Source organism: Providencia huaxiensis (genome assembly GCF_002843235.3).
Lineage (GTDB): Bacteria > Pseudomonadota > Gammaproteobacteria > Enterobacterales > Enterobacteriaceae > Providencia > Providencia huaxiensis.
In genome coordinates this window covers 3,857,982-3,871,709 of the sequence record NZ_CP031123.2, presented here as the reverse complement: position 1 = coordinate 3,871,709, position 13,728 = coordinate 3,857,982, and the positions used below count along the sequence as shown (strand labels likewise).

Here is a 13,728-nt window from a genome sequence, read left to right as displayed (position 1 = left end):
ATGAAATGATAGTATAATTTGCCCCTATTACTCATAAGTTTTGTGTAAAAAAAATCCTTCTTTCTATGTAGAGAAAAGAAGGATATTAATAATATTAAAAAACTTATTTTTGTTTTCGTTATTCGATACTATCTTGCATAGTGTTGTCTTTCTACATCAGCCCAATTTTCTACTAGTGAATAAAACTCCGCTGAACTTGTTTTTCTTTCTTCTTGTAATTTTTTAAATTCTTGCTTGTTTTTCGGCGTGTAACGAGAAAGTAGCTGGTCTAATACAATATTTTTATCTGCGAATTGGGAACCCAGTTTTAATTTTTTATACAGCACTGCGGTAATAAACCCACTTATAGCGAGCATTCCAATGACAGTGGCAAAGCTATAGTCAATGCCAAGGGTATTTCTCAGCGCATTTAACAGTAAAAAAGGAACAAAAAACATCACTAATAAAGAAAGAATCGTTGCGCCATCTTGGCCATTATTAAACTCATTTTCTTTCTGTTTGTTTACAGAAATAATTTGGTCGAAAATTCGATGATTAGCGCTTTTTGATTTATTCATATGACCCACCTTTGCTATACAAATATTGTTTACACGAAATACCATCCATTAAAAGGTATAACTTGCTTAGCCGGCCTATCTTTCATATCGGGATGTAAGTTTCTTTCCTTTGAAAATTTCACTTATAAGCAAACTTCATCGGTAACATGATAGCTGGATATACCATTAACTACTTAACACAGTATAAATGTAAGAAATTGAAACATCAATTTAACAATTTTTATATAAAAAAATAAACAATCGAGCACTTATTTATTAAAAATAAACTAACAAAATAGTAAACTTACATATGAGTAAAATTGATTAATTTACTTTTATCTATTGATATTAATGAGTTTATTGTTCAAGAAATGACTTCTTTGGGCCACTTAATTAACACCATAAAAACCATTAAGATTATAAATATTACAGATCAGGTTAAGGCCAATTCTGTCAGATAGTTTCGTTAAGTCATTATTTTTTTTAATAGATCATAAATTACCTATCATGCAGAGAGTCAAATCACACAGCAATTGTACTCGGAGAGATAAATTCACCTAACCCACCCCCTATTGCCCTTACTGTAAAGCTGAGTTTGATTTTATTGACTTACCTGCACTTAATTAAGAAATAAGTGAGCTGTTACTTACTACTTTGACTCAAACAATTACATTCTCTGGAGTAATAGATAATTATCAACTCACTATATCCATCTAATTTTATTGACTTACTTACGCTTAATTAAGAAATACGTGAGCTGTTACTTACTACTTTGACTCAAGTGATGTTATTCATCACCGTGATGGAAAAACACCCAGCCCACAGTAGTCACGTGATATTATTAAGATTCTCTTTTCCACAAAATAACCTGTGAGTTGTTATTCACTACTTTGCGTCCAAAATATCCATTCATCACACCAATACAACTACTTTTCTTCCATTGCTCCTCCTAGCTCCCGTCACCCCACTACCATCACCAGCAACCACTGTCCCCTTCAACATGTGAGCTGTTACTCACTACTTTGTATCTAAAACATCCATTCATCACACCAATACAACCGCTTTTCTTCCATTGCTCTTCCTAACTCCCTGATCTGGTCAAGCTAGGCCGCACACTTTTTCCTTACACTTTCAAACTCAATTGGCGACATATCATTTAATGAAGTATGAAGCCGAACTGAGTTGTAGTATTTGATGTATTTCTCTACATCAGTTTTCATGCTTTCTCTGGTTAAATGGTAAACATTTAATAGCCATTCATTTTTCAAGCTGCCGAAAAACCTTTCAACCACAGCATTATCTAAACATGCTCCACAACCACTCATTGATGGCGTAATTCGATTGCTCCATAGCAATGATTGAAAACGCTTACTGGTGTATTGTGAGCCTCTGTCGCTATGGAAGATCAAGCCTGCTTTGGGTTGACGCAGGTTGATAGCCATTTGCATCGCTCTCATGGTTAAATCAACCGTCATGCGTTTACTCAACGCCCAGCCAATAATACGGCGAGAATGCAAATCCATCACAACAGCTAGGTACATCCAGCCTTGATGCGTTCTTAGATAGGTGATATCACCCGCCCACGCCTGATTTGCTCTGGCTGGATTGAATTGGCGCTTCAATAAGTTATCAGCAACCGCATGGCTATGTTTGCGCATAGTCGTCACTTTATAAGCCACTCGCTGTTTAACGACTAAACCGAGCTTTTTCATCAAGCTCTTAACCCGACAAATACCAATTTTAAAGCCTTCTTTGCGTAGCAACTTCATTAAGGTTCTGGCACCAGCACTACTGCGGCTATCATCAAATAACCTCTTCATGCGACGATAAAGCATTAACTCTTCAACACTAATAATCTTGGCTGGTCGCCTCAGCCATGCGTAATAGGCTGACCGACTCACTTCTAGAACCTCGCACAAAACGCTAATTGGAAAGCGCCATTGCTGCTCTTTAATATATTCGAACTTTATTTCATTTCTTTCGCAAAGAAGGCACTCGCCTTTTTTAAGATCTCACGCTCCATCTGTAAGCGTTTATTCTCTTTTCTGAGCTTAACCAGTTCAGCTCTCTCATCTTTGCTTAATGCTTCGCCTGAAGTTTGCTTGGCTAGTTTGTCTTTCCAGTTGTAAAGCAGCTTAGTTGTTATGCCTAATGATTTGGCTGCTTCAGTAACACTGTAACCTTGTTCAGTGACTAGCTTTACAGCTTCTTCTCTGAACTCATCAGTATATTTTCTAGGTTTTCTTCGTTGGGTCATTTTCACACCTTTGTTGTTGGACTAATTATCCTTCACAAAAGTGTGCGGTGCCATTAAATCAGATCACCCGTCAACCCACCACCATCACCAGCAACCACTGTCCCCTTCAACATGTGAGCTGTTACTTACTACTTTGGCTCGAGTGATTACATTCTCTGCATTAATAGATAATCACCAACTCACTATATCCATTTGATTTTATTAATTTAATTTCGATTAATTAAGAAATGAGCGAGTTGTTACTCACTAATTTATATCCAGAATTTTCATTCACAGAGCCAATGCCACTAAGAGTCACCTATCGATTGCTTAACCTAACTCTCTTAACTCTTTTTACCCCACAGCCATCACTTATATCTCCGCGCGCTCTTCAACACGTGAGTTGTTACTTACTACTTTAGCTCAAGTGATTACATTCCCTGGAGTAATAGATAATTATCAACTCACTATATCCATCTAATTTTATTGACTTACTTACGCTTAATTAAGAAATACGTGAGCTGTTACTTACTACTTTGGCTCAAGCAGTTACATTCTCTGGAGTAATAGATAATTATCAACAAACTATATCCATTTAATTTTATTGACTTACCTGCACTTAATTAAAAAATACGTGAGCTGTTACTTACTACTTTGACTCAAATGATGTCATTCATCACCATGATGAACAAGCACCCAATCCATAATACTCACGTGACATTCTTAAAATTCTCTTTTCCACAAAATAACCTGTGAGTTGTCACTCACTACTTTAGTTCCAACAATTCTATTCACCACGATCAGCGGTAAAGGTGTATTAATGGCTTCCCATAAGCCAAAGAGATGAAAAGGGGAAGGGGAAATAGCGTAAGAAATACAGGAATAAAGAAATAAAAAAAGAAAAAAGAAAAGAGAAAAAACACAAGATAATTAGCACGGTAGCACAATACCGGGGATATCCCTAAACGCAAAAAAGCCACCCAATGGGTGGCTTCTTCACTAATTTAATGTCTGGCAGTTCCCTACTCTCACATGGGGAGACCCCACACTACCATCGGCGCTACGGCGTTTCACTGCTGAGTTCGGCATGGGGTCAGGTGGGACCACCGCGCTATTGCCGCCAGACAAATTCTATTTGTTCCCGTTTAATGTCACTTTCGTGCACTAAACCAGAACATCAATCTCAAACAAGCTGTGTGTCCTTCGCCTCTCGGCTTCTCACTTTTATTGAATCAACTTTAATCTCTCTAAAACACCTTCGGTGTTGTCAGGTTAAGCCTCACGGTTCATTAGTATTGGTTAGCTCAACATATCGCTATGCTTACACACCCAACCTATCAACGTCTTAGTCTTAAACGTTCCTTTAGGACCCTTAAAGGGTCAGGGAAGACTCATCTCAAGGCAAGTTTCCCGCTTAGATGCTTTCAGCGGTTATCTCTTCCGCACTTAGCTACCGGGCAATGCCATTGGCATGACAACCCGAACACCAGTGGTGCGTCCACTCCGGTCCTCTCGTACTAGGAGCAGCCCCTTTCAATCTTCCAACGCCCACGGCAGATAGGGACCGAACTGTCTCACGACGTTCTAAACCCAGCTCGCGTACCACTTTAAACGGCGAACAGCCGTACCCTTGGGACCTACTTCAGCCCCAGGATGTGATGAGCCGACATCGAGGTGCCAAACACCGCCGTCGATATGAACTCTTGGGCGGTATCAGCCTGTTATCCCCGGAGTACCTTTTATCCGTTGAGCGATGGCCCTTCCATTCAGAACCACCGGATCACTAAGACCTACTTTCGTACCTGCTCGAGCCGTCACTCTCGCAGTCAAGCTGGCTTATGCCTTTGCACTAACCGCATGATGTCCGACCATGCTTAGCCAACCTTCGTGCTCCTCCGTTACTCTTTGGGAGGAGACCGCCCCAGTCAAACTACCCACCAGACACTGTCCGCACCCCAGATAATGGGGCAACGTTAGAACATCAAACATTAAAGGGTGGTATTTCAAGGTTGGCTCCACGCAGACTGGCGTCCACGCTTCGAAGCCTCCCACCTATCCTACACATCAAGGCTCAATGTTCAGTGTCAAGCTATAGTAAAGGTTCACGGGGTCTTTCCGTCTTGCCGCGGGTACACTGCATCTTCACAGCGAGTTCAATTTCACTGAGTCTCGGGTGGAGACAGCCTGGCCATCATTACGCCATTCGTGCAGGTCGGAACTTACCCGACAAGGAATTTCGCTACCTTAGGACCGTTATAGTTACGGCCGCCGTTTACTGGGGCTTCGATCAAGAGCTTCTCCTTACGGATAACCCCATCAATTAACCTTCCAGCACCGGGCAGGCGTCACACCGTATACGTCCACTTTCGTGTTTGCACAGTGCTGTGTTTTTAATAAACAGTTGCAGCCAGCTGGTATCTGCGACTGGCTTCAGCTCCATCCGCGAGGGACTTCACCTAGCGCCAGCGTGCCTTCTCCCGAAGTTACGGCACCATTTTGCCTAGTTCCTTCACCCGAGTTCTCTCAAGCGCCTGAGTATTCTCTACCTGACCACCTGTGTCGGTTTGGGGTACGATTAATGATAATCTAGAGCTTAGAGGCTTTTCCTGGAAGCGGGGCATGAGCTACTTCATCACCGTAGTGACTCGTCATCGAACCTCAGCATGTAGTGAACCGGATTTGCCTAATTCACCTGCCTACATTCTTAAACCGGGACAACCGTCGCCCGGATAGCCTAGCCTTCTCCGTCCCCCCATCGCAATTATCACCAGTACGGGAATATTAACCCGTTTCCCATCGACTACGCATTTCTGCCTCGCCTTAGGGGTCGACTCACCCTGCCCCGATTAACGTTGGACAGGAACCCTTGGTCTTCCGGCGTGCGGGTTTTTCACCCGCATTATCGTTACTTATGTCAGCATTCGCACTTCTGATACCTCCAGCATACCTCACAGTACACCTTCACAGGCTTACAGAACGCTCCCCTACCCAACAATATCTAAATATCGCTGCCGCAGCTTCGGTGCATAGTTTAGCCCCGTTACATCTTCCGCGCAGGCCGACTCGACCAGTGAGCTATTACGCTTTCTTTAAATGATGGCTGCTTCTAAGCCAACATCCTGGCTGTCTGAGCCTTCCCACTTCGTTTCCCACTTAACTATGACTTTGGGACCTTAGCTGGCGGTCTGGGTTGTTTCCCTCTTCACGACGAACGTTAGCACCCGCCGTGTGTCTCCCGTGATAACATTCTTCGGTATTCGTAGTTTGCATCGAGTTGGTAAGTCGGGATGACCCCCTAGTCGAAACAGTGCTCTACCCCCGAAGATGAGTTCACGAGGCGCTACCTAAATAGCTTTCGGGGAGAACCAGCTATCTCCCGGTTTGATTGGCCTTTCACCCCCAGCCACAAGTCATCCGCTAATTTTTCAACATTAGTCGGTTCGGTCCTCCAGTTAGTGTTACCCAACCTTCAACCTGCCCATGGCTAGATCACCGGGTTTCGGGTCTATACCCTGCAACTTATTCGCCCAGTTAAGACTCGGTTTCCCTACGGCTCCCCTATACGGTTAACCTTGCTACAGAATATAAGTCGCTGACCCATTATACAAAAGGTACGCAGTCACCCTGATAAATCAAGGCTCCCACTGCTTGTACGTACACGGTTTCAGGTTCTATTTCACTCCCCTCGCCGGGGTTCTTTTCGCCTTTCCCTCACGGTACTGGTTCACTATCGGTCAATCAGGAGTATTTAGCCTTGGAGGATGGTCCCCCCATATTCAGACAGGATAACACGTGTCCCGCCCTACTCGTCGAGTTCACAACACTAACACCTTCGGATACGGGGCTATCACCCTTTACTGCCGGACTTTCCAGACCGTTCTCCTGATGCTAATGCTGATTAAGACTCTGGGCTGCTCCCCGTTCGCTCGCCGCTACTAGGGGAATCTCGGTTGATTTCTTTTCCTCGGGGTACTGAGATGTTTCAGTTCCCCCGGTTCGCTTCGTTTGACTATGTATTCATCAAACGATAGTGCAACGAATTGCACTGGGTTTCCCCATTCGGAAATCGTCGGTTGTAACGGTTCATATCACCTTACCGACGCTTATCGCAGATTAGCACGTCCTTCATCGCCTCTGATTGCCTAGGCATCCACCGTGTACGCTTAGTCGCTTAACCTCACAACCCGAAGGTGTCTTTTTTGTCACTCGACACAAAACCCGACGGCTTCTGTCTGTTGACGACATCTTCAAGTTGAGATTTTTGAGAGACTCTCACATTGTTTAAGCGATAAACAATGTGCGTTGTTTTCAATTTTCAGCTTGTTCCAGATTGTTAAAGAGCATAATTATTCGCAATAGACTAGTTGACTAATCTATTCTGAATAATCAGAAAAATTTATGGTGGAGCTAAGCGGGATCGAACCGCTGACCTCCTGCGTGCAAGGCAGGCGCTCTCCCAGCTGAGCTATAGCCCCATAAAGGTATTTTTCGGTATCGATGAATCTCTTTATAAGATTTTCTTATTCGAGGTCTTTTTTCTTAGGCAAGGCGTGGATTAGCGAAGTTTACTTTTGGGTAAACGAGCTGAGCCATAACGCAACATAAGAGAAAAGTGGTAGGCCTGAGTGGACTTGAACCACCGACCTCACCCTTATCAGGGGTGCGCTCTAACCACCTGAGCTACAAGCCTATCGATACCGCTACTCTATTTCATCAGACAATCTGTGTGAGCACTTCACAAAAACACTTCAATGGTAAGGAGGTGATCCAACCGCAGGTTCCCCTACGGTTACCTTGTTACGACTTCACCCCAGTCATGAATCACAAAGTGGTAAGCGCCCTCCCGAAGGTTAAGCTACCTACTTCTTTTGCAACCCACTCCCATGGTGTGACGGGCGGTGTGTACAAGGCCCGGGAACGTATTCACCGTAGCATTCTGATCTACGATTACTAGCGATTCCGACTTCATGGAGTCGAGTTGCAGACTCCAATCCGGACTACGACGTACTTTATGAGTTCCGCTTGCTCTCGCGAGGTCGCTTCTCTTTGTATACGCCATTGTAGCACGTGTGTAGCCCTACTCGTAAGGGCCATGATGACTTGACGTCATCCCCACCTTCCTCCGGTTTATCACCGGCAGTCTCCTTTGAGTTCCCGACCGAATCGCTGGCAACAAAGGATAAGGGTTGCGCTCGTTGCGGGACTTAACCCAACATTTCACAACACGAGCTGACGACAGCCATGCAGCACCTGTCTCAGAGTTCCCGAAGGCACCAAAGCATCTCTGCTAAGTTCTCTGGATGTCAAGAGTAGGTAAGGTTCTTCGCGTTGCATCGAATTAAACCACATGCTCCACCGCTTGTGCGGGCCCCCGTCAATTCATTTGAGTTTTAACCTTGCGGCCGTACTCCCCAGGCGGTCGATTTAACGCGTTAGCTCCGAAAGCCACTCCTCTAGGGAACAACCTTCAAATCGACATCGTTTACAGCGTGGACTACCAGGGTATCTAATCCTGTTTGCTCCCCACGCTTTCGCACCTGAGCGTCAGTCTTTGTCCAGGGGGCCGCCTTCGCCACCGGTATTCCTCCACATCTCTACGCATTTCACCGCTACACATGGAATTCTACCCCCCTCTACAAGACTCTAGCTGACCAGTCTTAGATGCCATTCCCAGGTTAAGCCCGGGGATTTCACATCTAACTTAATCAACCGCCTGCGTGCGCTTTACGCCCAGTAATTCCGATTAACGCTTGCACCCTCCGTATTACCGCGGCTGCTGGCACGGAGTTAGCCGGTGCTTCTTCTGTCGGTAACGTCAATCGTTGATGATATTAGCATCAACGCCTTCCTCCCGACTGAAAGTACTTTACAACCCTAGGGCCTTCTTCATACACGCGGCATGGCTGCATCAGGCTTGCGCCCATTGTGCAATATTCCCCACTGCTGCCTCCCGTAGGAGTCTGGGCCGTGTCTCAGTCCCAGTGTGGCTGATCATCCTCTCAGACCAGCTAGAGATCGTCGCCTTGGTGAGCCATTACCTCACCAACTAGCTAATCCCATATGGGTTCATCCGATAGCGCAAGGACCGAAGTTCCCCTGCTTTGCTCCTAAGAGATTATGCGGTATTAGCTACCGTTTCCAGTAGTTATCCCCCTCTATCGGGCAGATCCCCATACATTACTCACCCGTCCGCCGCTCGTCAGCGAGAAGCAAGCTTCCCCTGTTACCGCTCGACTTGCATGTGTTAGGCCTGCCGCCAGCGTTCAATCTGAGCCATGATCAAACTCTTCAATTAAAAGTAGCTTGATGCTCAAAGAATGTTTACTGTCGTTTGATTTCCGAAGAAACCAAATTACCTATTAGTTCATATATATGAATTAACGTGTTAGTCACTCTTCAAGACTTAAAATCAAATATTTTTTTGATAGTGTCCTGTGAGTGCCCACACAGATTGTCTGATAAATTGTTAAAGAGCGTTGCGACTAAATCTTTTGATTTTTGACTTCAAGGTCGTTGTCGCGAGGTGTCGTATATTACGTTTTTTATTTAGAAAGTCAAGCGTTTATTTTCAACTTTTTTCTTTCTCACCTCTGTTATCACTGGGTTATGAAGTTTTCTTCTAACCGGTTTGTCGTGACAACGGATGCGCATTATAGGGAGTCGAAAAATTCTCGCAAGTGTTTTTTTGAATTTTTATTTTGTTCGTGTTTTTTTTAGCCAAAAAGGTATTTATAAGTTAAATTCGGTCTATATATTGACTATTTCAGCAGCAATTGCGCACCTACTCACGTAATATATGTATCTAAGAATTATGCTTTGAGATGAATTATGGAATTAAGTAAGCAACAAACCGCCTCACAAAAAAATCGTTCTTATATTATTGCAGAAAATCTTGGCCAGCTGATTTTAACCAGCACCTATTTACCTGATTCCACTTTACCTAGCGAATTAGAATTATCAGAACAATTCCAAGCAAGTCGAACAGCGATAAGAGAAGCAATAAAAATATTAGCGGCAAAAGGAATGGTATTAGCACGCCCCAAAATAGGTACCCGTGTTATGCCACCCTCAAATTGGAATTTTTTAGACCAAGATCTCTTAACATGGTGGTCCAATAGTGAAGAGCAATCGGTCGTGATGGAACACTTTAAAATGGTTCGACTCGCAATAGAACCTCAAGCTTGTTATCTTGCGGCTATACATGCAACAAAAGAACAAAAACAATCATTACAATTATTAGCAAGTGAAATGCAGTTACTCGCCAAAGAATTTGACAGGGCGCATTGGGTGAAAGTTGATTACCATTTCCATTTAACTATTTACAAAGCTTGTGCCAATCCCTTCCTAATTTCTTTTGCTAATTTATTCCGTTCTATTTATCAGCGTTACTTTGATGTCATCACTGATAATGAGGTTATAGAGGTCGAAATTCATCAACAACTTGCCAATGCAATTATTCATGGTAAAAGTACAATAGCACTCGACCTTTGCTATAACTTATTAACAATTACCCAAAAGCAAGACTAACAAAACAATACTCCAATTGAAGCTTTAATTTACTTGTATAGGTAACTGATGTTCAAAACAGCTAAAAATATGTCAGGCCTTCCATGGATTGCAGCAATGGCCTTTTTCATGCAAGCGCTCGATGCCACCATTTTGAATACGGCTTTACCCGATATTGCAAAAAGCCTTGATCACTCGCCGCTTGCGATGCAATCCGCCGTAGTCAGTTATACGCTTACTGTTGCTCTATTGATCCCTGTTAGTGGCTGGTTTGCAGATAGATTTGGTACAAGACGTATATTCATTTTAGCGGTTTCCTTGTTTTCTTTTGGTTCATTACTTTGTGCCCTTTCGCCTTCTTTAAACTTTTTAGTGACCTCTAGGGTTATTCAAGGTATTGGTGGGGCAATGATGATGCCAGTTGCTCGTTTAGCCTTAATAAGGGCTTACCCTCGAAGTGAATTACTACCAATATTAAATTTTGTCACCATTCCTGGTTTAGTTGGCCCAATATTGGGACCTCTGTTAGGTGGTATATTAGTCACCTATGCAACTTGGCATTGGATATTTATTATTAATATTCCTATTGGTGTTTTAGGTATCTTTTATGCGTTAAAACATATGCCAGACTTTAAAATGCCAAAACGTAAATTTGATACTTTAGGGTTCTTATTGTTTGGTTCTGGTTTAGTCATGCTATCTGTCAGCCTAGACTTATTCAGTGATAAGTCTCTTTCAACATCGATTCCAGTCACTATTGTTTTAGTCGGCTTTCTTTTCTTATTTGTTTATATTTTCCATGCAAGACGTACTAAGCATGCAATAATCCCCTTGAATTTATTTAAAACTCGCACTTTTTCTATTGGGATCAGCGGTAATATCGCAACACGCTTAGGAACAGGCAGTATTCCATTTTTAATGCCATTAATGCTGCAAGTAGGTTTCGGCTACGAAGCCGTTGTGGCGGGAATGATGATGGCACCACTAGCAATAGGTTCAATCACTGCTAAATCAGGGGTTACTCGGATCCTAACTAAATATGGCTACCGTAATACATTATTTGTCATCACCATTATTATAGGATTAATGATCGCACAGTTTTCCTTACAATCACCAAGTATGTCGATTTATCTGTTAGTTGTACCTTTATTTATTTTAGGAATGGTGATGTCTGTACAATTTACCGCAATGAATACTATTTGCCTGGCTGATTTAACAGACAATAATGCAAGTGCGGGAAATAGTATGTTAGCTGTGACTCAGCAGCTATCGATAAGCTTCGGTATCGCAGTCAGTGCTGCAATCTTAAACTTCTATGGTGGACAACCTAATAGCAATACGGTCGATAATTTCCATTACACCTTTATTACCGTTGGCGTCATTACGCTTATCTCGGCTTTTGTCTTCTTATTATTAAGTAAGACAGACGGTGATAATTTAATAAAAAATAAAACCAAAAAAGCGAAGAATTAATATTTTTTAACCGATTGACGTTCAATTAACTCAGGGGTAAGAACCAAAACACTCGCATTTGCCTCTGGGTTATCCATACGATAAATAAGTTGGTCAACAGCCTGTTGGCCTAACTTATCTTTTGGCTGATGAATTGTTGTTAATGGCGGGATCATATAAGGCGAAAGATCGATATCATCATAACCAATGATTGAAATATCATCAGGCACTTTCAAACCCTTTTGGTATATCGCTTGATAAGCGCCTACCGCCATCGCATCATTACCTGCAAAAATGGCCTCGGGAGGGGTTGGTAAGCTAAGCAATTTATTCATTGACTCAAACCCACCAGCAAATTCAAAATCACTGAAAATGATATAGTCATCATAAATATTAATGCCGCCATCTGTCATGGCTTGAATAAAACCTTGATGACGCGCTCTTGCTGGTGATTTATCTTGTGGCCCTGCAATACATGCAATACGAGAGAAACCAGCTTCGATAAGGTAACGAGTGGCTATTTCTCCACCAAGAAAAGAGTTATCTTGAATGATATCGCCTTCCGACTCAAAAGGTGACCAATCCATCATAACTGTTGGCACAGCAGGGTAACGAGCCAAAACATTTTTTGATGGCCCCTGTACTTCTGTGCACATAATCAGTAGCCCATCAACACGTTTTTGTAGCAAGGTTTCTAAACTATGATTCATTCGCTGAAGGTCACCTTCAGTGTTGCACAAAATCAAACTATAACCACGTTCGTAGCAACTACGTTCTACACCCCGCACTACCTCTGCGTAAAATGGGTTATTACTTGTTGTCAGTAACATCCCAATTGTATTCGTACGATTCATCTTCAAACTACGCGCTAAAGCAGAAGGTGCATAATTTAGCTCTTCAATCGCATTTTTAACGCGTATGGTAATGCTCTCGCTGACATAGCGATTTTGGTTAATAACGTGAGAGACGGTGGACGTCGACACCCCTGCAAGGCGTGCCACATCTTTCATTGTTGCCACAAGTTAATCCTGTTGAGTCAAAAACTGGTCAATTTCTTTACGCCATGGAACTGAGGGTTGAGCTCCCGGGCGAGTCACAGCTATCGCCGCCGCTGCATGAGCAAAAATAATCGCTTCTTCGTCAGCTTTACCTTCAAGCAGTGCTGTAACGTAAGCCCCATTGAATGTATCACCTGCGGCAATAGTATCCACTGCTTTTACGCGAAATGCAGAAATTATTTTGCCTTCACTACCTTTTTCACTATACCAAACGCCTCGAGAGCCGAGTGTTATCATCACTTTACTGATACCTTTTTGATGTAAAGCTTCAGCCGCATCCTGAGCACCTTGATTATCATTAACAGCAATACCCGTTAGGTGTTCAGCTTCTGTTTCATTTGGCGTGATGATATCAACTAGTGATAATAATGAATCTGGTAATGATTGAGCCGGTGCAGGGTTCAAAATGACTTTCGTATTGTTTCTCTTCGCTATTTCAGCAGCCATTTGTACTGTTTCAATAGGGGATTCCAGTTGCATCAATAGCGCATCAGCTTCCACAATTTTTTGCTGATATTGAGCTAATCTTTCTTTGGTAAGTCGCGCATTTGCACCTGCATTGATACCAATTGTATTTTCCCCTTGTTGGTTCACATAAATAAGAGCAACACCTGTCGTTTCACCTTCAATGGCATCAATACATTCGGTTTTAATATTATCGAGAAATAACTGTTTTTTTATACTCGCCCCAATATCATCATCACCAACACAAGCAATAAACGTTATGTCAGCACCACTGCGACCTGCTGCAACAGCTTGGTTGGCTCCTTTCCCGCCAAATGCAACTTGGTAATGATCGCCTCTAACAGTTTCACCCGGCTGAGGGAAATGCTTAACATTTAATATATGATCCGCATTGATACTACCGAGAACCACCAGCTTAGCTATACCCATAACGTTTATTTCCTTTTTTATGACCCAATGGATCGCAAATTAAATA

General features: G+C 42.8%; 6 protein-coding genes, 2 tRNA genes and 3 rRNA genes. 2 read left to right on the top strand and 9 right to left on the bottom strand.

The genetic code is table 11. The features are described from left to right. Positions 1-128 precede the first annotated feature (128 nt). From CYG50_RS19680 to CYG50_RS19650, 7 genes are all read right to left on the bottom strand, one after another. A complete protein-coding gene (locus CYG50_RS19680; RefSeq protein WP_168222872.1) occupies positions 129-557 on the bottom strand; it encodes a hypothetical protein in 429 nt (142 codons plus the stop codon). Positions 558-1,639: 1,082 nt separating this feature from the next. After that, a protein-coding gene (locus CYG50_RS19675) for an IS3 family transposase (protein ID WP_102140835.1) occupies positions 1,640-2,793 on the bottom strand; the annotation gives its coding sequence in 2 pieces (ribosomal slippage) (positions 1,640-2,547 and positions 2,547-2,793; 1,155 coding nt in all). A 988-nt stretch (positions 2,794-3,781) separates the two neighbouring features. Next, positions 3,782-3,897 (bottom strand): 5S ribosomal RNA (gene rrf, locus CYG50_RS19670). Between the two features lie 143 nt (positions 3,898-4,040). Further along, positions 4,041-6,949 (bottom strand): 23S ribosomal RNA (locus CYG50_RS19665). Positions 6,950-7,171: 222 nt separating this feature from the next. Further along, a tRNA-Ala gene (locus CYG50_RS19660) sits at positions 7,172-7,247 on the bottom strand. Between the two features lie 138 nt (positions 7,248-7,385). Then, positions 7,386-7,462: transfer RNA gene (locus tag CYG50_RS19655), tRNA-Ile, on the bottom strand. A 65-nt stretch (positions 7,463-7,527) separates the two neighbouring features. After that, a 16S ribosomal RNA gene (locus CYG50_RS19650) occupies positions 7,528-9,067 on the bottom strand. The 16S, 23S and 5S rRNA genes sit together here with 2 tRNA genes alongside, the layout of an rRNA operon. A 533-nt stretch (positions 9,068-9,600) precedes the next feature. Here CYG50_RS19650 and CYG50_RS19645 point away from each other — a divergent pair. Further along, positions 9,601-10,299 (top strand): FadR/GntR family transcriptional regulator, encoded by a 699-nt coding sequence (locus CYG50_RS19645; RefSeq protein WP_102140438.1) that lies wholly within the window; start codon positions 9,601-9,603, stop codon positions 10,297-10,299. A gap of 48 nt (positions 10,300-10,347) precedes the next feature. After that, positions 10,348-11,751 (top strand): multidrug transporter subunit MdtD, encoded by a 1,404-nt coding sequence (gene mdtD, locus CYG50_RS19640; RefSeq protein WP_102140437.1) that lies wholly within the window; start codon positions 10,348-10,350, stop codon positions 11,749-11,751. Here mdtD and rbsR read toward each other — a convergent pair. After that, complete coding sequence (gene rbsR / locus CYG50_RS19635; protein WP_166268174.1) at positions 11,748-12,749, bottom strand: ribose operon transcriptional repressor RbsR; 1,002 nt, start codon at positions 12,747-12,749, stop codon at positions 11,748-11,750. The two genes, mdtD and rbsR, sit on opposite strands and share 4 nt — an antisense overlap. A gap of 3 nt (positions 12,750-12,752) precedes the next feature. After that, entirely contained in the window at positions 12,753-13,682 is a 930-nt protein-coding gene (gene rbsK / locus CYG50_RS19630) for a ribokinase (RefSeq protein WP_102140436.1), read from the bottom strand. Positions 13,683-13,728 lie beyond the last annotated feature (46 nt).

Bases quoted from the DNA above. Each gene is read 5' to 3' on its own strand.
- rbsK (WP_102140436.1), bottom strand. From the start codon at position 13,682: ATGGGTATAGCTAAGCTGGTGGTTCTCGGTAGTATCAATGCGGATCAT.
- CYG50_RS19645 (WP_102140438.1), top strand. From the start codon at position 9,601: ATGGAATTAAGTAAGCAACAAACCGCCTCACAAAAAAATCGTTCTTAT.
- mdtD (WP_102140437.1), top strand. From the start codon at position 10,348: ATGTTCAAAACAGCTAAAAATATGTCAGGCCTTCCATGGATTGCAGCA.
- CYG50_RS19680 (WP_168222872.1), bottom strand. From the start codon at position 557: ATGAATAAATCAAAAAGCGCTAATCATCGAATTTTCGACCAAATTATT.